Origin of the sequence: Rufibacter roseus, assembly GCF_001647285.1 — a bacterium.
In the GTDB taxonomy this organism is placed as follows: domain Bacteria; phylum Bacteroidota; class Bacteroidia; order Cytophagales; family Hymenobacteraceae; genus Nibribacter; species Nibribacter roseus.
This window is the reverse complement of record NZ_LRML01000006.1, coordinates 265,747-289,106: the sequence shown is the minus strand read 5'-3', so window position 1 is coordinate 289,106 and position 23,360 is coordinate 265,747. Positions and strand designations below refer to the sequence as shown.

Here is a 23,360-nt window from a genome sequence, read left to right as displayed (position 1 = left end):
GATGGCCCAAGACAGAACAACCAGGGAGATAGAGATTATCGCCAACGGCCAGAAATTCAATTCTTCGCTAAAGGAGATGACATCAGCGCAGAATGTTTTAAACAGCCAGATACAGAAAATGGCTACCAATGATCCAAGGCGCGCCGCCTTGATTAAGGACTTTCAGGAGATGAAGAGACGTGCTGCGGAAGCGCGTGCCGAAATACATGGGGTGTCGCAGGCGCAGGGTTTTCTGAAGCAAGCCATGGCCAGCACCTTAGGCAATTTCCTTGGCGGAGGTCTTTTGGGAGCCGTGCAAGGAATATGGTCTTCCGTTTCCGGTTTCCTGAAAGACAGCACTGAGAAATTCAACACCCAGGCCCAGGCAGTTGCTCAGCTGGAGGCAACTTTGAAAAGTACCGGCAACTCAGCCGGGTTCACCTCAAAGGAACTGCAGGACATGGCAAGTCAGCTTCAGGGCAAGACGCTATTTGGAGATGAGGCCACAATTCAGGCTCAGGCTCTCTTACTCACTTTTACTGATATCAAGAAAGGCGTTTTCGAGGATGCCATGCCGGCCATTCAAGATATGGCTCAGAAAATGGCTGGTGATGGGCCAGCGGATCTAAAAGGTGCCACTATACAAGTCGGGAAAGCCCTAAACGATCCTATAAAAGGTATTTCTGCGCTTAGTAAGGTGGGGGTGAGCTTTACCGAGGAGCAAAAAGCCACTATCAAGACAATGCAGGAGATGGGAAACAAAGCCAGTGCCCAAAAACTCATTTTAGCTGAATTGAACAAGGAGTTCGGGGGATCTGCTGAGGCTGCTCGCAAAGCCGGTACCGGTGGCTGGACTGCCTTCATGAACACGGTTGGTGATCTTCAGGAAATAGTAGGAGGTTTTATATCCAAAGGACTGAACAAGATGGGTAACTTCTTCAGTGAGTTGGTGGAAAAGTCAGACCCGCTGATAAATGTATTTAAGGAACTGTGGAATGGGGTCTCTGATATTTACAGCATTGTGGCAGATGTAATTGATTCCTTAGGCCTCTTTACCTCAGAGACAAGTATGGCCGAGAATGTCATCTACGGATTGAAGGTGGCTTTTCAGGTGCTTTTAACACCGATCAAAACCACGGTTTTTATTGTTAAAGGGTTAATTGAGGGTTTTGTCACGCTTTACAATAGAAGTGAAATGGTAAGGGGAGTTGTCGGTGGCTTGAGCGCAGCGGTAGTTTCCTCGTTCACTTCTATAAAAAACGCTGCAGTGAATATACTGGGTGGGGTGGGTGACCTACTGGTCGGTATTTTTACTTTGGATCCCGCCAAAATTAAATCTGGTCTATCAAAAGCATTCAAAGGAGTGGTGGATGATATCGGCGGCTCTGGTATCCGGGCCGGTTTTGCCTTTGCTGATGGTTACCAAAACAGTAAGGATAAGCGTATTGTATTGAATAACAAAAAAGACAAGGAACAGGCCGAGGCAACTGTTGCCGCCGCCGCCGCAACTGGGGAGGCTAGTGCAAACGCTGAAACCGCTGCCCAGAAAAAAACCAGAGAGAAAGCAGATAAGGAAGCTAAAAAGGCAAGGGAAAAAGCCCAGAAGGAAGAAGAAAGGGCTCGGGAGGAGTTTCACAAAGCCTCCGAGAAAGCTGAAATTGAGCTTGCCAAACTGAAGGTGGAGATCATGCAGGATGGCATTGATAAAGTCTTGGCTAAACTTCGTCTGCAGCACCAGCTGGAGAAAGAGGAGCTTGATAAGCGTAAAAATGAAGTGGTGGCTAACCTTGCCGCCACCGAATCAGAAAAACAGGCTCTCCTGGACAACTTGGCTGAACAGCAGCGCCTGAAAGATGAAGAGCTGAAAGCGGCCGAGGAAAAGGCACAGGAGGATGAGAAAAAACGCCTGGAGGAAGAAGCCGCAAAAAAACTGGAAGAGAAGCTGGCTAAGCATGATGCTGATGAGGAGCTGAAGGCTGCCCAAGCTGAGAACACGTTTTTGAATGACCAGGCTCGGCTTGATGACCAGACTCTCCGTGCATTGGAGGCGGAGCAGGCTCGTGATCTGGCCATGCTGGAATTAAAAAGGGCTACTGCACAGGCAAAGCTTGCCGACATGGAAGTTGCTGGCCAGGGTGAGGCGTTGGCAGCGATAAAGCTTAAAAACGAGATCCTTAAAACAGACAAGGAGATCGCTGACACGAAGATTGCCAACGCCAAGCGTACTTCTGAGTTCAAGGCAGAGATGATCCAAAAGGAGATGGGCTATTACAGCAGCCTTCTAGATGCAACAATCCAGTTCTTCGGGGCGGATGAGGCTGCCAGGAAAAAGAATGCCTCTTTAATCAAGGCCTTCTCAGGTGCGAAGGTAATGGTTGACCTGACTGAGGAGATAGCCGGTATCTGGAAGAACGCTAACTCCAATCCCATCAACGCGATCATACCAGGCGCAGGTAACGCTTTAGCTGCTATCCAAACTGCTGCTGCGTTTGCAAGGGCAAAGAGTGCTGTTTCAAACATCCAGGCACAGCAGTTTTATGGAGGGGGTGCCACCGGGCCGAGAGGAGGATCAAGGGCACTTATAAAAATGGTGGAAAGAGGCGGTATGTGGGAAATGGCCTCCGGATATTCCGGCGGTAGCATAGGTACTTTTGCTGACGGAGGGTTTGTAAACGATGCCCGCCTCGGGCTGATCGGGGAGAGAGGAGCGGAGCTTGTTATACCTAACTGGATGATCAACTCCCCAAAATATGCCAACACCGTTTCCTGGCTGGAGTCTGAACGTGTGAAAGGTGCCACAGCCTTTGCTGAAGGGGGGGCAACGTCACAGATGCCTGCACCAACCACCCTGCAGGTTCAGGACGAGGAAATGAAGGCTTTTATGGCGCAGCTTTTGTTTGAGTTCCGGGACATGAAGACGGAGGTTACGGCTTGGCCACACAAACTGCAGGTGCACAATAACGTTTCTGACACCTATGATCAGATCCAGGTGCGGAATGAGTTGGTGGAGATGTCAGGGGCTTAATATGGGGGGCAGAAAACTGCCCCCCAGCTGTTATTTCTTGACAATTTGGTGGGTATTTTCTTTAAAACAGCATCAATAAACTTGGGCACTTGAGGTGCTTTCCAGCACTTTGAGTCTAGCGACTGCCCCCGATTTTGCCCCCCAGAAAAAAAAAGCCCCTTTACAGCGTGTAAAGGGGCTTTTTTTTTGATAATTGCGGTCCGGACGGGACTCGAACCCGCGACCTCCGCCGTGACAGGGCGGCATTCTAACCAACTGAACTACCGGACCAACATCTTCTGGAGACCAGCTGCCTCCGTTTTGATGGTGCAAATATGTAGCATTAAATTTTATCATGCAATAGCAGTTCAAAAATTCAGCAAAATAATTTAAGCCTAAATTAGTAAGGGTAGTAAATTTATAGAGAGAGGTAAACCTTGACAGGAGCTGTAAAACAAAAAAGCCCCTCCATTTCTGAAGGGGCTTTTAGCGGTCCGGACGGGACTCGAACCCGCGACCTCCGCCGTGACAGGGCGGCATTCTAACCAACTGAACTACCGGACCAACATCTTCTGGAGGCCAGCTGCCTCCGTTTTGATGATGCAAATATGGGGGGCGAAATCTTACCGTACAACATGTTTAAGCAAAGAAGCCCCAAAAAATGCTCTCTATTCAAATAAGAGTCTCATTATCAAATGGAAAAAATTTGATTAAAATGGCTTAAAGCTACGCTACTAAACTTACTAAGATTCGTTTACCTTTGTAGCCACACTTTAGCAATACAAAAGGGCGTATAACTATGCTGTTAGATTTTGAACATCCTATTGCTTCTCTTGAAGGGAAATTAGCAGAAATGAAAAAGCTGGCCTCCGAAAGCCAGGTAGACGTGAGCGAGGCGGTTTCTGCACTGGAGGAGAAAATAAAAGCACTGAAAAAAGAAACCTATTCAAACCTTACCCGCTGGCAAAGGGTGCAATTGTCGAGGCACGTAGAGCGGCCTTATACCTTAGACTATATAAAGGTTCTTTCACCTACCTTCATAGAATTGCATGGCGACCGTAACGTACGCGATGACAAAGCCATGGTGGGCGGTTTTGGTGAAATTGAAGGACATACGGTTATGTTCATTGGCCAGCAGAAGGGAAGAAATACCAAAGAGCGCCAGTACCGTAATTTTGGTATGGCAAACCCGGAAGGGTACCGCAAAGCGCTCCGCCTTATGAAGCTAGCCGAAAAGTTTAACAAGCCCATTGTTACTTTCATTGATACTCCTGGAGCATTTCCTGGTCTAGAGGCTGAGGAAAGAGGGCAGGGAGAGGCCATTGCCCGCAACCTGAAAGAGATGTTCATGCTGAAGGTGCCGGTAATCTGTATAATTATAGGTGAGGGGGCCTCAGGTGGAGCATTAGGAATTGGTATTGGCGACCGGGTGTACATGTTGGAGAACACTTGGTATTCAGTAATCTCACCTGAGTCTTGTTCTTCTATATTATGGCGAAGCTGGAATTTCAAAGAACAAGCGGCTGAGGCATTGAAACTTACTGCCAAAGACATGTTGGGCAATAAATTAGTAGATGGCATTATTAAAGAGCCTCTAGGTGGTGCTCACGTCAATCCTACTAAAATGGTTAACACACTGAAGAAAAAAATTCTTACAACTTTGGAAGAACTTTCGGCCATTCCGTCTGAGGAACGTATTATGAACCGAATTGAGAAGTTCGGGCAAATGGGAGTAGTGACGGAGTAATTCCGTTTTTGCTCTCTTTTTTGGAAAATACGCTTAAAACGGAGAGGCTATGTCGTTTACTTTATACCCCATATCTACTGGTAATTTCAAGCTAGACGGAGGTGCCATGTTTGGCGTGGTGCCTAAATCTATCTGGCAACGTACCAATCCCGCTGATGAAAATAATTTGTGCACCTGGTCTATGCGCTGTTTATTGGTGCAAACAGAAGAAAGGCTGGTGCTAATTGACACAGGTATAGGGGACAAGCAAGACGCAAAATTTTTTAGCCACTATTACCTGCACGGAGATGATTCCTTAGAGAAATCATTGAAGGCGGCTGGCTTCGGTTTTTCAGATATCACAGATGTCTTCTTGACCCATCTGCATTTTGACCACTGTGGGGGGGCAGTCAAATATGGCAAGGAAGGGAAACTGGAAACGGTTTTCCCAAATGCCAAGTACTGGAGCAATTCTGACCATTGGCAATGGGCCACGGAGCCTAACCCTCGTGAAAAAGCCAGTTTTATCAAAGAGAATATTTTGCCTATGCAGGAAAGTGGGCAGTTGCATTTTCTTGAAATAGGTCAACAGGAATTTTTACCTGGCTTTGGTGTGACCTATGTAGATGGACATACTGATAAAATGATGATCCCGCAGCTGAAGTATAAAGGTCACACCCTTTGCTACATGGCGGATCTGCTACCTTCAGTAGGACATTTGCCTCTGCCTTATGTCATGGGCTACGACACCCGTCCACTATTGACTTTAAAAGAGAAAGAAGCTTTTCTTAACAAAGCAGCCGATGAGCAGTGGGTCCTTTTCTTTGAGCACGACGCTACTAATGAATGCTGTACCGTTAAGCATACAGAAAAAGGGGTGAGGGTAGACCAGATTTTCCCTTTTTCAGAGCTGTAATATGAGGTTAGGGGTCTGCTTATCTGGTGGAGGAGCGCGTGGTGTCGCTCACTTAGGTGTATTGAAAGCGCTTCAGGAGATAGGAGTTGTTCCTGATGTTATTTCTGGAGTGAGTTCAGGCGCAATTGCCGCCGCTTTCGTAGCAGCAGGCTATACACCAGATGAGGTTCTTAAGCTGATAAATGATCTTTCTCTTTCCAGACTCATCAAGCCATCGCTTAACCGCGGACTATTAAACTCAAAGGCTTTATCAAGTATTTTCAAAGAGCATTTGTCTGACCTAAAAATTGAGGAGCTAGATACTAAACTAATTATATCTGCCCTTGACCTGGTTCAGGGTGTAACAATTTATTATACAGAGGGGGATTTAGCCGAGGCCTTGGTGGCTTCTTCATCTGTTCCTGTTGTTTTTAAGCCAGTTTCCCAGGGGAAAAAGCTGATGGTAGATGGCGGTTTAATCAATAACCTTCCGGTGGAATGCCTGCAAGGAGAGTGCGATAAAATAATTGGCGTTCATGTGAACCCCATTCACCACAGCACTAATATTGACAGCATTAAACAGGTAACCGAACGTATTTTTCATCTGGCTATTAATGAAAACGTACGGCATAGAGTGCAATTTTGTGATTTATATCTTGAGCCTCCCAAGCTCATGGATTACCACGTGTATGGCATAGATAAGACAAATGAAGTGTTTGAGATAGGCTATACCTATACCCATGAACTCGCCTCTGAAATAATACAATTACTAAAATAATCTTTTAATATTAGATTTATTAGTAAAGTGCAATCAGATAGTTTGATAAATGAATAAATAAAGCTTGTTTAATTCGTAATAGTCAATATAAGATTTAAACTAAATTATTGACTATATGAAAAAGTTTATTTACTCAATCGTTTTGCTTCTGGGTACTTTTACTGCTGTAGCACAAGAAAACAGAGGCACCCTCATTCCCGCTAAAATTTTTCAGCGCTCATTATTGGTTGGTGGTAGTGTATCAGGCGCTTACAGAAGCTTAGATAACCACATGAACAATGAAACCTCAAGAGGGGTTAGACAGCAGTTCGATTTTGATGGAATGGTCGGATATTTTGTACTGCATGATGTTGCCATAGGAGCAAAGGTTACTTTAAACCATGCCAGGTTTAGAAACAATGGCGACAGCCCAGAAATGAGAAGTACATATTTGTTGGCGGGACCTTTTGCCCGGTATTATTTAGACAACGGCTTTTATGGAGAAGGAAGCTTTGGTGTTGGCCGAAACAATGACCTCGCTGGTTCAAAGGCAAATATTATGGAAGTTGCAGGAGGAGTTGGTTATGCGCTATTTATAAATCCGAAAGTTGCGTTAGAGCCCGCTTTGCATTTATCTTACCTCAAAGAAGAGCGTCATTCTGGCGGCGCCAGACATTTTTCAGAGTTTGGCCCCACATTAAGTATTGGTTTGCAGATTTATTTGTACAGAGAACGAGGGCTTGCTGCCATGAGATAGAATATTATGTAAAAGAAAACCAGCCAAAAAGGCTGGTTTTTTTGTAATATTGTAGATCATACCACTAACAAATACAATGTTCGGAAAGGCATTAGCTAAAGTAATTTTTAAGGTTTCAGGTTGGAGGCTGCAAGGGAATATTCCTTCAGATTTAAAAAAAGCGGTCATGATTGCGGCACCGCATACCAGCAACTGGGATTTTGTTTATGCCAGGGCGGCTTTTTACCTTATGGACATACCGGTAAGAATGACTATCAAGAAAGAAGCTTTCTTCTTCCCGGTAGGGAATCTTATCAGTGCTATGGGAGCCATTCCGGTTGACCGGAAAAAGAATAACAACCTTGTTAATTTTATGGTTGACCTTTTTAACCACCACGACCAAATGATCATGATGGTGACCCCAGAGGGTACGCGAAAATATCAGCCTCGCTGGAAAAAAGGGTTCTATCATGCTGCCACCGGTGCAGGAGTACCTATTGTACTTGGTTACTTAGATTATGCCAAGAAAGAAGCAGGTATAGGACCTGTTATTTATCCTACAGGAAATTATGAGGAAGACTTGGAGAAAATTCAGGCTTTCTACCGCACCGTTACGCCTAAGTACCCTGAACACGGGGTGAAGTAAACATTCTCTTGAATTTTGCAGAAGCGTTTTGGGCCTGTTTTCAATAAAACAGGTCCAAAACGCTTTTGTATTTTCATAAAAGATTGTGACTAGGCTTTAGCTGGTATGCTCCATCGGTTCTTGCGCGCTACTGCGGAAGAAGTACATACAAAAAGTAGAGACAGGTCGCGACCTGTCCTCTGAGGTAGCTAACATTTTTCCACTTGCTATTTTAAGTGTTCGTTAAATCCCTCGGCGCTGCTCGGAATGACAGCAAAGCGTGGATCAGCGGATTTAAAAATTTCTCTTTACTACATTCAAAGGGTGTTTATGGAATGAGTGCGGACACAAGCGGACGCTTGCGCCATAATAGGATTGGCCACTAAATACTTACATGAACTTTATTGTAATAAAACCGCCGTCTGTTTCTGGCTTGTTTTTAGTAAAACAGGTCAGAATCAGACGGCGGTACACTATCAGGCAGTAGGCTTACGCCGACAACGCAGCTTCAATTTCTGGCTCAGGTGCCAGATCGCGCAAGTCAACCGGAATTACCCTTGAAACACCGGCCTCTAGCATGGTAATGCCGTAGATAACATCGGTAGAGACCATGGTGCGTTTGTTGTGCGTTACCACAATGAACTGAGAGTCATGGCTGAACTTCTTCACGATGTTGTTGAACTTGTCAATGTTGGCATCGTCCAGCGGCGCGTCTACCTCATCGAAAATACAGAACGGAGCTGGTTTCAATAAGTAAATAGCGAAGAGGAGCGAAATGGCCGTTAAGGTCTTCTCACCACCAGAGAGCTGGTTGATAGTAAGCGGACGCTTGCCCTTAGGCCTAGCCATTATCTCAATCTTCGACTCCAGCGGATTGCTTGGGTCAGCAATGATCAAATCACAGGTATCTTCTTCAGTGAACAACGAGCGGAACACGCGCATGAAGTTCTCCTTAATCTCATCAAATGCTTGCAGGTATTTCTCCTTGGCCACGGTGTCTATCTCGGCAATGGTGTCTAGCAGCTGCATTTTAGCCTCTACCAGGTCATTCTTCTGCGTCAGGATAAACTGGTGGCGGGTTTCGATTTCCTGGTAAGCCTCGGCGGCCATTGGGTTCACCGGACCAACATTATCTAACCGCTGCTTCACCGACTGTACCTGCTGGCTCAGCTCCTCATTGGAGATAACCAGCTTTTCGGTAGGGGCCTCGGCCAAATCTTCCTGACTCATGTTGAACTCCGCCGACAGACGCTCAATTACGGCCACCAACTTAATGCGGGTGTCGGTGATGGCCTGCTGCATGGTCTGGAATACCTCGTCGGTGTTCTGCTTCCGGCGCTGCAGCTCGCGTATCGCTTTCTCTTTTTCGTCAATTTCGCCGCGCAGCTGGAAGTAAGCTTTCTCTACCTCATCCAGTTGCTTGGCCATGTCTTTGCGGGCAACGGTGCCTTCTTCCAGTAGGGCAGTCTGGTCTTCTACAAACTGCTCCAGCGCCACGGTTTCATCTTCGGCTCGGGCTAACTCATCCTGAAGCTGCACCAGGCGCTCCTGATGGTTCTGGACGGTTTTCTGCTTATAGGCCAGCTCCTGCTGAATGCTCTGTAGGCGGTTCTTCAACTGGTGAAACTTGATGTTCTCCTGATTGAAGATGCCGCTGACCTCGTTGATGATTTCGTTCTGCTTTTCCTGTAGTTGATTCAGCCCTTGCAGCTCGTGCTCAAAGCTTTGTAAAGCCCGATTCTTGCTTTCAGAATCTGGTAAAAGTTCCGCCAAGTTTTCTCCCAGTTCCTGTATTTTCTCGAATAGCTCGTCTTTCTTGGCCTCACGGTTTTGCTGGTTCAGCACAAACTGCTCATAGCGCACCTTGTGGCTCACCAGCTCCTGCTGCAGGGCATTAATAGTACGCTCCTGCGCCTTTATCTCCTCCACCTTGGTGGAAGTCTTCTGTCCGTGCAGTACGTGCTGTAGCGTGCTGATTTTGGTCTTCATCAGCTCCTGCTGTTCTTTCAGCTCCTCCAGCTCCTCGGCCAGCTTCTCTAGGTTCTGCTTCCGGCCCAAACGGTTTCCGTCAAACAAACCAACGGAACCACCCGATAAACTTAGGGGCTTCTTAATGACAGATCCGTCTTTCAGGATGTAGGTGCGGCCGTCGCTCAGGAACAGTTCCGTGTCAGAAGTGGTGCTGATGTACACCTCGTTGAGCATGTAGCGCAGCAGTGGGTGGTATTTCTCCTCGGCCTTCACCACTTCCAGGGCAGCTTTGTATTTTGGTGTGCTCAGGGTGGCGGGCATCTCCAGGTCTTCCACCTCCGAAAGGATGATGAAGTTGGCGCGGCCCTTGTTCTGGTTGTTCAGCAGGTGAATGGCTTCCACGGCTTCGGTGGCAGTTTCTACCACGAAGAAGTTCATGTACGGCTCCAGGTAACTTTCAATGAGCGGCTTGTACTCCTGATCGCAGACAATGATGTCTGAGAGGAGCGGGGCCGGCTTCTGCCAGGTCTTTGACTTGTATAAAAACTTGATGGCATCTGGGAAACCCTCCAGATTGTCTACCAACGATTTGGTCAGGGTGTACTGGTTCTTTTTAGAGTCGAGCTGGCGGTTAATATCTATCAATTGCTGCCGGTACTCCTGCAGAGTGTTCTCGGTCTGCACCATTTCCTCCTGCAGTTGCTGCTCGGCTTCCTGCAAAGCGGTCAGGTTGGCCTGCGCCTCTTCCAGCTGGGCTTTGGTTTCAGCTAGAGCGGCTTCATGTTGCTGCGCCATTTCATTTTCCGAGCCCTCCATCTGCTGCATGCGCTCCAGTTCGGCGCGGTGCGTCTGCACCTGCATTTGAGTAATCTCAATGCTCTTGTTCAGCGTGAAGACCTCATTCTGTAGCTGGCGCTGCGCAATAGACTTCTCCTGCATTTCTTTCTGCAGGGCTGCTTTCTGCTGGTTCACATGCTCCAGCTCTTTCTTGGTCATGCCCAGCTGCTCTTCGCTCACCAGCAGCTCCTCTTGCACCTGCTCTAGGTCATTTTGTAATTGGCCCAGGCTGGCCTCAGTTTGGCTGATGTTCGTGGTATCCTGGTTTATCTGAAAATTCAGCGTTTTGGCCCGCTCTTTCAAATACAGATTACGCTCGCTCTTCAGCTTAATATCATTCTCCAGCTGCCGTAACTGGCTTGTATGTTCGTGTACTTCTTTCTGCGTATTCTGAAGCTCCAATTGAGTGCGGTCCAACAGGGTTTTCTGCTCCTGAAGAGAATCCTCCAGTTGCCCCAGTTCCTCAGAGTATTCCCCCTTACGCTCAGTTTCCTTTTTTAAGTTATTCTCCAACCGCTCCAGTGCCTCTTGGTGGTGGCCAATGTTGCGGCGGGCATATTCCAGACTCAGTTTTTTATATTCTTCTTTTAGGAAGAAATACTTCTCAGTGGTTTTAGCTTGACGCTCCAGGCTTTTGAGGTTTTTCCCAATCTCGAACAGCACGTCTTCCACACGCTCCAGGTCAGCATCGGTTTCCTCCAATTTACGCATGGTCTGCTTCTTGCGAACCTTGAACTTTGAGATTCCGGCCGCTTCTTCAAACAAGTTTCGGCGGGAGTTGTCCTTGTCGTTCAAGATGTCATCGACCATCTTCAGCTCAATGATGGCGTACGAATCAGACCCAATACCGGTGTCCAGGAACAGGTCGTTGATGTCTTTGAGGCGACAGGTAACGTTATTGAGCAGGTATTCACTTTCGCCGGAACGGTAATAGCGGCGGGTAATCGTTACCTGCGAATACTCGGTGGGTAAGATGCCCTTGTTGTTGTTAAACGTGAGACTCACCTCGGCCATTTGCTGTGGCTTACGGTTCTTTGTTCCGTTGAAGATCACGCTCTCCATTTTATCAGAGCGCAGGTTCCGCGTCTTCTGCTCGCCCAGCACCCACCTAATGGCGTCTACTATATTTGATTTCCCGCAACCGTTGGGTCCAACAATGCCCGTAATGCCGCTGTCAAAGTTAATGGAGACTTTATCGCCGAAGCTTTTAAAGCCTTTAATCTCTAATCTTGCTAATTCCATGCTAACTGGCCAAGTACTTTGGCTCTAACCTCAAATTTACGAAAAATAGTTCTTCGGTTGTAGTATTAATTGCCGGTTGAAGAGGGGAAAAGAATGTTTTCGCTTGTTTTTTCAAAAACAAGCCGAAAATATGAAAGGCTAAACCTTAAATGAGATTTATAGCTTGCATAGTTAATTGAGCAGCACTGGCGCAAGCGTCCGCTTGTGTCCGCACGTATTGTGGATAAATGTCAGCGTCCCTAGCTCTTCCCTCCGCCGTTGTTACATATTCTCTCAATTAACCAGAACATTGGTTCATAACTTAAGGGCTACCTCAACGTCTAATATCAGATAAATTTGCGCACTCAAGCGGACGCTTGCGCCATTAACAGTTCAGTTCTATCATGTTCCTGATTACCAGTAGTAACTGTTCACTGTTAACTATTCAAAAGCTTGTCATGGCATAGGCAATAAGGTTGGCACCCATTCTAAGGGCGGCCTGATGCTTTTCAGCTGGGGTATTATGCACAGAAACGTCTTCCCAACCATTGCCCAGATCACACTCATAGGAGTAGAAGCAAATTAAACGCCCCTGATAGATAATGCCAAAACCTTGGGCGGGCTTGTTGTCATGCTCATGTATTTTGGGCAGGCCGCGCGGGAAATCGAACTTTTGGTGGTAAACGGGGTGGGTGAAAGGCAACTCTATGAAGTCAAGGTCGGGGAACACCTTTTTCATTTCACGGCGGGCGAATTTGTCCAGGCCATAGTTGTCATCAATGTGCAGAAAACCGCCACTGGTCAGGTACTTGCGAAGGTTCTGCACCTCATTTTCAGTGAAAACTACGTTACCGTGTCCCGTCATGTGCACGAAGGGGTAATCAAATAATTCAGGGCTGCTGGGTTCAACGGTGCCCTCCCGAGGGGATATATTGGCTTTTAATTCTTTGTTGCAGAAGGAGATGAGGTTCGGTAATGATGTTTTGTTGGCATACCAGTCGCCGCCACCGCCGTACTTCAATCGGGCAATTTTAAAGCTGGGGCGCTGCACAAAAGCTGCCGAAAGTGCAAGCACAAATACCAGAGAGAAAAGGAAAAGTCGTTTTTGCATTGTTTTCCGGAAAAGAGGGCTAAAACAGTAATTAAACGTCTAAGACCACGTGTATGGTATGGCAGGCGGCTAAGGCTGCGGTTTCTGTGCGGAGGCGGCTGCTGCCCAAGGTTACGGGTTTGAAACCTGCCTGTAAAGCCTGTTCAACTTCCTCTGGGCTAAAGTCTCCTTCGGGTCCTATTAAGATAGTGTAAGTGCCATAGCCCGTAATACTTTTGGCTAAGGAAAAGCGTTCCTGTCCTTCTACTAAATGAGCTATGAACTTATGTTCATTTTGAGAGAATCTTTGTGAAATAAAATCCTCATATCTGGTTAATTCGTTGATCTTTGGCAGATAAGACTTCATGCTTTGCTTCATGGCACTGATGGCAATTTTCTCCAGCCGGTCAAGGTTTATGTTTTTGCGCTCAGAGCGGGCGCATTGCAAGAGAGAAATCTCATCTATACCTAATTCAACCGCCTTTTCTACGAACCACTCCATGCGGTCCATATTTTTAGTGGGGGCCACGGCTATGTGAATTCTAAAAGATCGTTTATCTTGATCAGAGGTGTAATTCAGGATGCGCAGTTTTGTTTTTTTAGGGGCGGCGTCAGAAATCTCTGCCTCAAAAAAGCCACCACGGCCGTCTATTAACTGTACTTTGTCGCCTACTCCTAACCGTAGCACCCGTGAGCAGTGTTTTGACTCTTCCTCTGACAAAACATACTCTGTCATGTTTGGCTGCAAATTGGGGGTGTAGAAAAGATTCATGCTGCTGTTTTTGACCTGTTTTCTCAAAAATAAGCCAAAATCAGAGAGAATGGGAAAAGGGCACGAAAAAAGCCTCCCATTTTATGGAAGGCTTTAATTGGAAATGAAGGAAATTTAAAAAGTAAGCTTTCTTCTTTGGGTTATACTTCTACAGCTACCTCTGGGGCACCCGCTAATATTTCCTCATTAGCGTAGTCTGCGTATTTATTGAAGTTTTTAACGAAAGACTTTGCCAGATCATTGGCTTTATTGTCATAGGCTTCTTTGTCAGCCCATGTATTGCGCGGGTTCAGTATCTGGGCAGGTATGTTAGGGCAACTTTCTGGCATTTCCATTCCAAAAACTGGGTGCTTTATAAAGGCCACAGTCTCTAGTTCACCATTCAAAGCAGCGGTAATCATGGCGCGGGTATACTCTAACTTCATGCGGGAGCCGGTGCCATAGGAGCCTCCAGTCCAGCCAGTATTCACCAGCCACACATTCACATTCTGTTCTGTCATCTTCTTGCCCAGCATTTCAGCGTATACGGTAGGGTGCAGGGGCAGGAACGCAGCGCCGAAGCACGCGGAGAATGTTGTCTGTGGCTCAGTGATACCCACCTCTGTACCCGCCACTTTAGCTGTATAGCCTGAAATGAAATGGTACATGGCCTGGCTTTTATTCAGACGGGAGATAGGAGGCAGTACCCCAAAGGCATCGGCGGTTAGAAAGAAGATGTTCTTTGGGATATCTGCTCTAGACGGTTCTATCGCAATGTCAATATGGTGAATAGGATAGGCGGTACGCGTGTTCTCTGTTACCGATTTGTTTGTGTAGTCAATGGTGCGGGTGCCTTCTTTGAAGCGGGTGTTCTCTACTATAGCGCCAAACTTAATGGCAGCCCATATTTGCGGTTCTTTCTCTTGTGTAAGGTCAATGACTTTGGCATAGCAGCCGCCCTCAAAGTTAAAGACACTGTCTTTCGTCCAGCCGTGCTCATCGTCACCAATGAGGCCTCGGTTTGGATCGGCGGAAAGCGTGGTTTTACCAGTGCCGGATAGACCGAAGAAAATGGCTGTGTCTCCGTCTTTGCCTACATTGGCCGAGCAATGCATGGAAAGCGTATTCTTTTGGTGCGGTAGAATGTAGTTAAGCACCGAGAAAATTCCTTTCTTCATTTCACCGGCATAACCTGTACCACCAATCAAAATCATCTTTCGGCTGAAGTTAATAATGGCGAAGTTAGCCTGGCGAGTTCCATCTACCGCTGGGTCGGCCTCAAACTCTGGGGCACAGATGATGGTAAAATCAGCTACTGGGTTTTGTTCAAGTTCTTCTTCAGTATAACGCAGAAACATGTTGTGGCAAAACAAGTTATGCCAAGCCTGGGTGTTGACTATGCGCAGGTTTAGGCGGTATTCCGGATGCGCTCCTGCATAAGCATCCCGCACGTACAGTTTACAGGTAGACAGGTGGGAAATCATTTTTTGATAAAGGGCATCAAACTTTGAAGGCTCAAAGGCAATGTTGAAATCTCCCCACCATACAGAGTCTTTGGTTTGATCATCACGCACCACAAACCGATCTTTCGGTGAGCGGCCGGTAAACTTTCCGGTGTCGCACATGAGAGCACCGGTATCAGTTAAATAGCCTTCTCCGTTGCATAAAGCTTCTTCCACCAGCTGGGCTGGCGATAAGTTCCAAAGAACTTCCCTTGCCTGCTCTATTCCCAAAGCTTTTAGATCCCTTTCTGCTGAGTTGTTGCCAAATTCTTTCATAAAGAAATGTTTAATTAATAAATCCTTAATAATGAATTCTATTAAAGAACTTAGATTGATAAAAGTATAAAAAACTAACGATTGTTATGTATTTATTTCAAAACTTTATTTCTGTTCTTTCCCGACTACTTCATTTTCTTGTGTGTGTATGTTAGATATGGTATATTTACCCTCTTTGTTACACAACTAACCAAATACAACCAAAACTTTTATGTCTTATAAAGATGACCCGCTGAGTGATCAGGTGAGCAAGCATAACATTCCGTATGGTGCACAGACCAATGATATAAGCGGAAAGCACCCAAGTGGCTTGTTTGTACTGTTCTTTACAGAAATGTGGGAGCGTTTCAGTTACTACGGCATGAGAGCGCTTTTTGTGCTCTTTCTTACTTCTTCTTTAGTAAATGGAGGATGGGGCTGGGAAAACAAGGATGCAGTTCATTTGTACGGTATTTACACTGCCCTAGTATATTTAACCCCGATTTTTGGTGGGTTATTAGCAGATAAATTTTTAGGATATAGAAAAGCAATCATCTTAGGTGCTCTTCTCATGACTCTGGGTCATGCCAGTATGGCTTTTGAAACAGAGCCTCTTTTCTATACGGGGCTGGCACTTATCATTTTAGGGAATGGGTTATTTAAGCCAAATATTTCTTCAATGGTAGGTCAACTTTATACCAACAGACCCGAAAAGAAAGACGCTGCTTATACTATCTTCTACATGGGCATCAATTCAGGTGCCTTTTTGGGTATTCTGTTGTGCGGGTACATTGGGGAAAAAATAGGCTGGAGCTATGGCTTCGGCTTAGCGGGTATTTTCATGCTGTTTGGCATGTTACAATTTGCTTTCTCAAAAAATATTTTTGGTTCAATAGGGTTAGTTCCTACTAAAGAGTCAAGAGAAGCAGCCAAGGCAAAAGAGGCAGAGGAAGATGTACCAAGCTATGTTGTACGCGACAGAATCATAGTAATAATGGTACTTGCATTCTTTACTATATTCTTCTGGATGGCCTTTGAGCAGGCGGGTGGTTCCATGACAATTTTTGCCAAGGATTACACAAACCGGTTACTTGAAGGCGATAGCGCCACAATATTTAAATGGGTAAATGCTGTACTGGTAGTAGTGCCTATGCTTATTCTTACCTATGTGCTAGCTAACCTTTTTAAGGATACCTTTAAAAAAATTCCTTACTCAAACTTGTTTTTAGGTACCAGCTTTTTGATAATCTGGGGAATTATTGTTTGGATGCTGAGACGCGAGTTTGCCGCGGATGCCACTGAAGTACCAGCTTCATGGTTCCAGATATTGAACTCTTTTTTTATAATTTCTCTGGCGCCAATATTTTCAAAAATTTGGGAAAGCAAGCTTAATCCTTCTGCGCCAGTAAAGTTTGCTCTTGGTCTAATTTTATTAGGAGTAGGATTTGGTATCTTAGCTTATGGAGGACTTGCAATTCCTCAGGGCGCAAAAACTGCTTCTGTGAGTATGGTTTGGTTAATTCTGGCTTACCTGTTCCATACATTAGGAGAACTTTGCGTTTCTCCGGTTGGCTTGTCTTACGTAAGCAAGTTGTCTCCTGTAAGGTTGGTAGGTTTGATGTTTGGAATATGGTTTGTAGCTAACTTTATTGCAAATTATTTGGCTGGTTTGACAGGTTCATTCATTGATAAAATTACGGAGCAATATTCCATCTCTATCTTCTTCTTTATTTTCACGGCACTGCCCATTTTGGCGGCCATTATAATGCTGGCGTTGAACGGTACGTTGAAAAAGAAAATGCACGGTATACAGTAAATTAGCTTATCACTATAGAAAAGCCCCTGCAATTTGCAGGGGCTTTTTTTTGCCCTGCCTGTTCTTCATGCCGAAAAGAAGCCGTAAATTTGATTATACTTTGCTCTGAAGCTGATTAAATTTTTAAATTATTACCATTGTGGCATCGCGCGCCGTACCTAAAGCAAGAAAAACTGCCCCTCGCAAAGGCTTACCCAACCAAAGCTCTCCACTTGCCTGGAAGCCATTGGCATTGGGTATAGTAGGCTTTTTCTTTCTTGTACTTGGTATTGAGTACTACAAGACTGGGGGTAGATTAGCTTTTTTACGCCACAAAGTAGAAGAGGCCACCAACACAAATTCCCTTACAACCTTCAGCCCAAAAGGGTACGATATCATAGGTTTAGATGTATCGCACCATAACCGTGAAATTGATTGGCAAGAAGTAAAGCAGCAGAACATTGTTTTTTCTTTTATCAAAGCCACCGAGGGCGTTACCCATCATGACCGATATTTTAATAAGCACTGGAATCAGGCTAAAAAACATGATGTGCTAAGAGGGGCATATCATTTCTTTCTGCCAGCGCGTGACGCTAAAGGCCAGGCTCTTAATTTTCTTAACAGAGTAAAACTGGAAGCGGGCGACCTGCCGCCGGTTCTGGATGTGGAGGTGACGAATCATCAGTCTGATGAGAAGATAAGAGAAGGGGTGCAGATTTGGCTTGATATGGTGGAGGAAAAGTATGAGCTGAAACCGATTATCTATACCAACTATGCTTTCTATGAGAAGCATTTAGCGGGCCATTTCGATCATTACCCCCTCTGGATTGCCCATTATACGCCTGAGAAAAGCCATAAAATAGAAAAACGAAACTGGTTGTTCTGGCAGCATACCGACAAAGGCAAGTTGAAAGGGGTAAAGGGAAACCTTGATCTCAATGTGTTCAACGGCACCATGGAAGATTTGTACAATTTATGCTATGAGCCTATACACGGTCATGCCGATTAAAATTATTATGTTATTTAACGAGGGAGTTGTTTTAATTTATTGATAAAAAGCGTTTTGCGTTTTGAGGGAATGTATTGAATGACTAATTTTAAGATACTAAACCCTTTACACCAATGCAACCCTTTTACAAAAAGCTCCCAATTTTATTGGTAGTGGCTGGTCTTTTTGCGTCTTGCTCCGTAGAAGATTTAATTCCTTCTACAGAAGCCGTAACTCAGGAAGAAACGCAATACACTATCAAGTCTGGTGCCCATGAAACCACCAATCCTTTCAAGCCGCTGAAAACGAACAAAATTAAATTTTCAGTAAAATTTGATAAGACGGCTAAATACAGCACCAAAGACCCAAATAATCAGGCTGACATAAACAAGCTTTATGGTATGGCGGATTGCAACAGCTTTCACCATACCAACAGTGCCCGTTTTGGGTGGAGATGGTACCAAGGCAAATTAGAATTACATGCGTACTCTTACGCCAATGGTGTTAATTCTTCTAAACTTGTCTCTGCAGTTGATTTAGACAAGTGGTACACCTGCGAAATTAAACTGGAAGACAACAAGTATGTTTTTCAAGTAGGCAACCAGAAAGTTGAACAGCCGCGAGGCTGTGACGGGGAAGGAGTAGGATACCAGCTTTACCCATATTTTGGAGGAGATGAAACTGCCCCCCATGAAATCAATATCTTAATCAAAAATGAGAAATAGGTTTTTGGCCTCATTTTAATAAACTAAGCTAAAAACAGATACCAAAAGAAAAGCCCCGGCTATAGTAGCCGGGGCTTTTTTTATGGTATAAGCTATGGGCTGATTACATCATGCCACCCATACCACCCATGCCACCTGGCATACCAGCGCCAGCGGCAGCGCCACCTTCTTCTGGTTCATCAGAAATGACACACTCAGTAGTCAATAACAAGGCAGCTACGGAAGCGGCATTCTCTAAAGCCATGCGAGTAACTTTAGTTGGGTCAATGATACCAGCGGCAAACATGTTTTCAAACTTGTCGTCGCGGGCGTTGTAGCCGAAGTCAGCTTTTCCGGCACGTACTTCGTTTACAACCACTGAACCTTCGCCTCCAGCGTTGGCTACAATAGTTCTAAGAGGAGCCTCTAGAGCTGTGCGGATGATCTGCACACCTGTTTTCTCATCTTCGTTGCGGGTGTCAACTTTGTCAAGCGCGTCAATAGCACGAATTAAGGCTACACCACCACCGGCAACAATACCTTCTTCAACAGCAGCTCTGGTAGCATGCAAGGCATCATCAACACGGTCTTTCTTCTCTTTCATTTCTACCTCAGTCGTAGCACCAATGTAAAGGATAGCCACACCGCCAGACAATTTAGCCAAACGCTCTTGCAGTTTTTCTTTGTCGTAGTCAGAAGTAGTTTTCTCAACCTGCGCTTTGATCTCGTTTACACGGGCAACAATTGCGTCTTTCTCACCACGTCCGTTCACGATAGTGGTGTTGTCTTTGTCAATGATCACGCGCTCAGCTTGGCCAAGGTACTCTAAAGTAGCGTTGTCCAGTTTGTAGCCACGCTCTTCAGAGATAACAGTACCGCCAGTCAATATAGCGATGTCTTCCAACATAGCTTTTCTGCGGTCACCGAAACCTGGAGCTTTTACAGCGGCAATTTTCAAGGAACCACGCAATTTGTTTACTACTAAGGTAGCAAGGGCTTCGCCGTCTACATCTTCAGAGATGATTACCAGCGGCTTTCCAGTTTGTACCACTTGCTCCAATACCGGAAGCAATTCTTTCATGGTAGAAACTTTCTTGTCGTAGATCAGGATGTAAGGGTTGTCAAACTCCGCTTCCATTTTCTCTGGGTTAGTCACGAAGTAAGGAGACAGGTAACCGCGGTCAAACTGCATACCTTCTACAGTCTTCACTTCAGTTTCAGTACCTTTAGCCTCTTCTACCGTGATCACACCATCTTTCCCCACTTTGTCCATGGCATCGGCAATCATTTGTCCGATCTCAGTGTCATTGTTGGCAGAGATAGTACCTACCTGAGCTATTTCTGAAGAGTTCTCAATTTTCTTTGACTGAGCTTTCAGGTTTTCAACCACTTTAGCTACGGCTTTGTCTATACCGCGCTTCAGGTCCATTGGGTTGGCACCGGCGGCTACGTTTTTAGAACCGGCACCGTAGATAGCCTGTGCTAACACAGTGGCAGTAGTAGTACCGTCACCGGCAGAGTCAGCCGTTTTAGAGGCAACCTCTTTCACCAGCTGCGCGCCCATGTTCTCCACGGCGTCTTTTAATTCAATTTCTTTGGCAACAGTCACACCATCTTTGGTGATGGTAGGAGCACCGAATTTTTTATCAATTACTACGTTGCGGCCTTTAGGGCCTAAGGTTACTTTCACGGCATTTGCCAGAGTGTCCACGCCTTTTTTAATCTTATTGCGCGCTTCTACGTCGAAAGAAATGTTTTTAGATGCCATAGTTTCTTAAAATAGATTATGGTTGAAGTTTAAATTTAAAATGAAGGATTAAAGAACCGCCAGGATGTCAGACTCACGCATGATCAGGTAGTCTTCGCCTTCCAAATTGATTTCAGTACCGGCGTATTTGCCGTACAATACCTGGTCGCCAACTTTCAACTGTGACTTTACTAAAACACCTTGATCGGAGATTTTGCCTTCTCCAACGGCAACAACTTCGCCGCGTTGTGGTTTTTCTTTGGCAGTATCCGGGATGATGATACCAGACTTGGTTTTTTCTTCAGCCGCAGCAGGTAACACGATTACTCTGTCTGCCAATGGTTTTAGATTTAAGGCCATAGGTTTGTTATAAGATTTGATTAAGTTAACGATAGTGTCCGGCCAACTTTGACCGAGGACGTAAGGCAGATAGCGATTCTTGTGCCAAGTACTTAACTCTGACAACTTGCCTTATTTTGACGCCTTCTACTCTGCCAAGATTTCAATTGTACTGACAGACTCTGCTAAAGACTGCTTAAAAATGGCAGTGTCTTTTGGCTGCCGGTTTGTTTTTGGCTCGTTTTTTAGAAACTAAGGCAAAAACAGAAAGGGTATAAAAAAAGAAATCCGAACTGGTTAAAGTTCGGATTTCGTATTGGGTTTAGTATCAGGTTTGATTACTGGTTGGCTGAATCAGCGGCCGGAGCCGGAGTGATGGCTGGTGCCTCGCTGCCACCTTCTTGTGGTATAGAAGCTGGGGGAACTGCTGCAGGAGCAGGAGCTGCTGAAGTACGCTGCTCATTTACGCTGCGTCTTTCTTCACCGGCGCCATTAGAAACAATCATGTGGGAGCTAAGGCTTAAGATAATGATACCGAAAGCAAAGCCCCAGGTAAGTTTTTCAAGAAGGTCACCGGTACGTTTCACGCCCATTAATTGGCTGGTGCCGCCACCGCCAAATTGGCTAGATAATCCGCCGCCTTTAGAGTTTTGGGATAAAACTACCAATACCAACAGCACGCAAAGGAAAAGGATGACGCTAATCAGAGCAATGTACATACTAGGGTTCGTTTCTTAATTTTTCAATTTGTTGTGCAAAGTAACTCTTTTTTTCGGGAAACTTTACTATGAGCTGCTCATAAATTTTAACAGCTTTTTTGATTTTTCCTTGTTTTATGAAGATATGGGCAAGGTTCTCTGAAGCCAGGTTCTTCTTTATTTTAGAGCTTTTAGCAGAAAGATCTTCTTGGGGCGCATTGTTCTGCTGCACATTGGCCAATGTTTTACGCCTAGGCGTATTTTTCAGGAACTGATTGATGATGTCTAACTGAATGTCCAGCTTGGCAACCTGTGGCTGTTCTTTTTCAGAGGCAGGGGAACCGTTGTTTTTGACATGCTCCAGTATCAGTTCAGGTTGGAAGTGATAAGGAGTAGCAGAGGTCAGGTCGTCTTTCAGCTGGATGCTCTCACCCAATCGGCTAGAGTTCATCCAATAAGCTAAGTTGTTCTGCGCAAATAAAGCCAAATAAGGATCATCTGGCGCAGCCGTCTCAGAATCAGTTTGTGTTCCCAAGGTCTGCATCATCGGGAACTGATATTCTATAGAGTCTAATGCCTCAGTTTCTCCTGCAGCAACAACATAATCTTCAGTTGCTAAAGAAGTATCATCAGTCTGTACCGCTTCCGCGACTGTATTCTCTGCTGTGAACGACAACGGCTCTGGTTCTTCCGCATTCGCAGCTTCAGTAGCTGACAAAATTTCAGAAACAATTTCAGCGTGCGTCAGATCAACTGCCGGAATAGGGGCGGAGTAGGTAGCAAGACTGTCTATCTGAATAAGATCAATTAGCTCTTGCTCCTCTTGAGAAGATTCGACCTTGAATTCGCTTTCTATAGCTTCATCGCCCACTGAGCAGTCTGTAGGTTGCGCTGGTTCAGTTACAATTGCTGCAGGGGCAGTTGTTTCTTCTTCTGATTCGGCATGTTCAGCTATGTCCTGTGTGTGCTCTACAGAAGGTTCTGTGTCAATTGAGAAGGCGGCAGCAACGGTGGCTATAGGACTTGCAGGAAGTGAAACCTGTAGCAGATCATCAAACGATTCATCTGAATCTACAACAGCAGGATTTTTGATTTCTGATTCAACTTCAGTTTCTGCAATAGCGGGTAATGCTGCAACAGGTAATTCTGGCTCCGTCTCTACCAGCTCCACTACTTCCGCCTCAAACGTCTCTGTTTCCTCTATGACTTCTACAGATACTGTCTCTGTAGATGCAGGCTCGGGCTCAGGTTCAGCAGTTGATTTTTCCAGTAAAGCTATGGTCGGCTCCTGAGTTTCTATAAAAAGGCTCTGTACGTTTTGGGACTGTTTTTCAGAATTTGGCTCTAAAACAGCATAAGTTTCGGCAGGAGTAGGCTCAGATAATTCCTCTTCTACTACCACCAATTCATGTACGGGAGCAGGCGTGTACACAATGCGTTTTAATAAAGCACGGTTAGATACGTGCGCGGCAGCCCGGCGTAGCTTTTGAGTGGAAAGCATGCTGCCCCTGTCATAGGCGGCTTTGGCTAAAAGAACATGAGCGGTTTGGCAATAGGGGAAAGACACCACCAATTTCTCCAGGTCTTCCACTTCCTGGTCTTTGATTGGGGCTACCTGCCGTACAATATTTAAAAATGCCGCTTTGTTCATGAACTCTTTGGTCAACTGCCTCAGCATAAGAGGCAATATCAAATTATAAATTTTTGGCTAATAATTACAAGCCACTATAGGAGCTTTTT

17 protein-coding genes and 2 tRNA genes are annotated in these 23,360 nt (G+C 45.5%); 9 read left to right on the top strand and 10 right to left on the bottom strand.

Features of this window, described 5'->3' with window-relative positions; all coding sequences use genetic code 11:
* Window position 1: 1 nt before the first annotated feature.
* Window positions 2-3,004, top strand: a complete 3,003-nt coding sequence (locus A8O23_RS11295; protein ID WP_066621084.1) for a phage tail protein — start codon at window positions 2-4, stop codon at window positions 3,002-3,004.
* A 196-nt stretch (window positions 3,005-3,200) separates the two neighbouring features.
* Here the strand turns inward: A8O23_RS11295 and A8O23_RS11290 are convergent.
* Window positions 3,201-3,274, bottom strand: a tRNA-Asp gene (locus A8O23_RS11290).
* Between the two features lie 199 nt (window positions 3,275-3,473).
* Window positions 3,474-3,547, bottom strand: a tRNA-Asp gene (locus A8O23_RS11285).
* Between the two features lie 235 nt (window positions 3,548-3,782).
* Here A8O23_RS11285 and A8O23_RS11280 point away from each other — a divergent pair.
* From A8O23_RS11280 to A8O23_RS11260, 5 genes are all read left to right on the top strand, one after another.
* Entirely contained in the window at window positions 3,783-4,730 is a 948-nt protein-coding gene (locus A8O23_RS11280; protein WP_066621081.1) for an acetyl-CoA carboxylase carboxyltransferase subunit alpha, read from the top strand.
* Window positions 4,731-4,779: 49 nt separating this feature from the next.
* Window positions 4,780-5,625: an MBL fold metallo-hydrolase gene (locus A8O23_RS11275; protein ID WP_066621078.1), complete on the top strand. Its 846-nt coding sequence runs from the start codon at window positions 4,780-4,782 to the stop codon at window positions 5,623-5,625.
* A 1-nt stretch (window position 5,626) separates the two neighbouring features.
* Entirely contained in the window at window positions 5,627-6,382 is a 756-nt protein-coding gene (locus A8O23_RS11270; RefSeq protein ID WP_066621076.1) for a patatin-like phospholipase family protein, read from the top strand.
* Window positions 6,383-6,497: 115 nt separating this feature from the next.
* On the top strand, window positions 6,498-7,118 hold the full coding sequence (locus A8O23_RS11265; RefSeq protein WP_066621074.1) for a hypothetical protein: 621 nt from the start codon (window positions 6,498-6,500) through the stop codon (window positions 7,116-7,118).
* Window positions 7,119-7,194: 76 nt separating this feature from the next.
* A complete protein-coding gene (locus A8O23_RS11260; RefSeq protein WP_066621066.1) occupies window positions 7,195-7,743 on the top strand; it encodes a lysophospholipid acyltransferase family protein in 549 nt (182 codons plus the stop codon).
* A gap of 468 nt (window positions 7,744-8,211) precedes the next feature.
* On the opposite strand, the gene smc is transcribed toward A8O23_RS11260, so the two are convergent.
* The 4 genes from smc to pckA form a co-directional block, all read right to left on the bottom strand.
* Complete coding sequence (gene smc, locus A8O23_RS11255; protein WP_066621064.1) at window positions 8,212-11,772, bottom strand: chromosome segregation protein SMC; 3,561 nt, start codon at window positions 11,770-11,772, stop codon at window positions 8,212-8,214.
* 424 nt (window positions 11,773-12,196) lie between these two features.
* Window positions 12,197-12,862, bottom strand: a complete 666-nt coding sequence (locus A8O23_RS11250; RefSeq protein WP_066621062.1) for a DUF4159 domain-containing protein — start codon at window positions 12,860-12,862, stop codon at window positions 12,197-12,199.
* 31 nt (window positions 12,863-12,893) lie between these two features.
* Complete coding sequence (locus A8O23_RS11245; RefSeq protein WP_066621395.1) at window positions 12,894-13,613, bottom strand: 16S rRNA (uracil(1498)-N(3))-methyltransferase; 720 nt, start codon at window positions 13,611-13,613, stop codon at window positions 12,894-12,896.
* Between the two features lie 140 nt (window positions 13,614-13,753).
* Window positions 13,754-15,370 carry a phosphoenolpyruvate carboxykinase (ATP) gene (gene pckA / locus A8O23_RS11240; protein WP_066621060.1) on the bottom strand — a complete coding sequence of 539 codons (1,617 nt, stop codon included), beginning with the start codon at window positions 15,368-15,370 and terminating at the stop codon, window positions 13,754-13,756.
* 244 nt (window positions 15,371-15,614) lie between these two features.
* On the opposite strand from pckA, the gene A8O23_RS11235 reads away from it, so the two are divergent.
* The 3 genes from A8O23_RS11235 (at window position 15,615) to A8O23_RS11225 (ending at window position 18,857) form a co-directional block, all read left to right on the top strand.
* The gene (locus A8O23_RS11235; RefSeq protein ID WP_239693390.1) at window positions 15,615-17,165 is read left to right on the top strand and encodes a peptide MFS transporter; all 1,551 of its coding nucleotides are present in this window, start codon (window positions 15,615-15,617) and stop codon (window positions 17,163-17,165) included.
* A gap of 139 nt (window positions 17,166-17,304) precedes the next feature.
* The gene (locus A8O23_RS11230) at window positions 17,305-18,153 is read left to right on the top strand and encodes a glycoside hydrolase family 25 protein (RefSeq protein WP_066621056.1); all 849 of its coding nucleotides are present in this window, start codon (window positions 17,305-17,307) and stop codon (window positions 18,151-18,153) included.
* A gap of 113 nt (window positions 18,154-18,266) precedes the next feature.
* Window positions 18,267-18,857, top strand: coding sequence for a hypothetical protein (locus A8O23_RS11225; protein WP_066621054.1), 591 nt, complete (start codon window positions 18,267-18,269; stop codon window positions 18,855-18,857).
* 103 nt (window positions 18,858-18,960) lie between these two features.
* Here the strand turns inward: A8O23_RS11225 and groL are convergent, their stop codons facing one another.
* The 4 genes from groL to A8O23_RS11205 form a co-directional block, all read right to left on the bottom strand.
* Complete coding sequence (groL, locus tag A8O23_RS11220; protein ID WP_066621045.1) at window positions 18,961-20,604, bottom strand: chaperonin GroEL; 1,644 nt, start codon at window positions 20,602-20,604, stop codon at window positions 18,961-18,963.
* 48 nt (window positions 20,605-20,652) lie between these two features.
* The gene (groES, locus tag A8O23_RS11215) at window positions 20,653-20,943 is read right to left on the bottom strand and encodes a co-chaperone GroES (protein WP_066621042.1); all 291 of its coding nucleotides are present in this window, start codon (window positions 20,941-20,943) and stop codon (window positions 20,653-20,655) included.
* A gap of 317 nt (window positions 20,944-21,260) precedes the next feature.
* Window positions 21,261-21,641, bottom strand: coding sequence for a preprotein translocase subunit SecG (gene secG, locus A8O23_RS11210; RefSeq protein ID WP_066621034.1), 381 nt, complete (start codon window positions 21,639-21,641; stop codon window positions 21,261-21,263).
* 1 nt (window position 21,642) lies between these two features.
* Window positions 21,643-23,271, bottom strand: a complete 1,629-nt coding sequence (locus A8O23_RS11205) for a hypothetical protein (protein ID WP_153042165.1) — start codon at window positions 23,269-23,271, stop codon at window positions 21,643-21,645.
* Window positions 23,272-23,360 lie beyond the last annotated feature (89 nt).

Coding starts and splice junctions, on each gene's coding strand:
- secG (WP_066621034.1), bottom strand. CDS start 21,641: ATGTACATTGCTCTGATTAGCGTCATCCTTTTCCTTTGCGTGCTGTTG.
- A8O23_RS11265 (WP_066621074.1), top strand. CDS start 6,498: ATGAAAAAGTTTATTTACTCAATCGTTTTGCTTCTGGGTACTTTTACT.
- A8O23_RS11250 (WP_066621062.1), bottom strand. CDS start 12,862: ATGCAAAAACGACTTTTCCTTTTCTCTCTGGTATTTGTGCTTGCACTT.
- A8O23_RS11260 (WP_066621066.1), top strand. CDS start 7,195: ATGTTCGGAAAGGCATTAGCTAAAGTAATTTTTAAGGTTTCAGGTTGG.
- groES (WP_066621042.1), bottom strand. CDS start 20,943: ATGGCCTTAAATCTAAAACCATTGGCAGACAGAGTAATCGTGTTACCT.
- smc (WP_066621064.1), bottom strand. CDS start 11,772: ATGGAATTAGCAAGATTAGAGATTAAAGGCTTTAAAAGCTTCGGCGAT.
- groL (WP_066621045.1), bottom strand. CDS start 20,604: ATGGCATCTAAAAACATTTCTTTCGACGTAGAAGCGCGCAATAAGATT.
- pckA (WP_066621060.1), bottom strand. CDS start 15,370: ATGAAAGAATTTGGCAACAACTCAGCAGAAAGGGATCTAAAAGCTTTG.
- A8O23_RS11295 (WP_066621084.1), top strand. CDS start 2: ATGGCCCAAGACAGAACAACCAGGGAGATAGAGATTATCGCCAACGGC.
- A8O23_RS11205 (WP_153042165.1), bottom strand. CDS start 23,271: ATGAACAAAGCGGCATTTTTAAATATTGTACGGCAGGTAGCCCCAATC.
- A8O23_RS11245 (WP_066621395.1), bottom strand. CDS start 13,613: ATGAATCTTTTCTACACCCCCAATTTGCAGCCAAACATGACAGAGTAT.
- A8O23_RS11280 (WP_066621081.1), top strand. CDS start 3,783: ATGCTGTTAGATTTTGAACATCCTATTGCTTCTCTTGAAGGGAAATTA.
- A8O23_RS11225 (WP_066621054.1), top strand. CDS start 18,267: ATGCAACCCTTTTACAAAAAGCTCCCAATTTTATTGGTAGTGGCTGGT.
- A8O23_RS11275 (WP_066621078.1), top strand. CDS start 4,780: ATGTCGTTTACTTTATACCCCATATCTACTGGTAATTTCAAGCTAGAC.
- A8O23_RS11270 (WP_066621076.1), top strand. CDS start 5,627: ATGAGGTTAGGGGTCTGCTTATCTGGTGGAGGAGCGCGTGGTGTCGCT.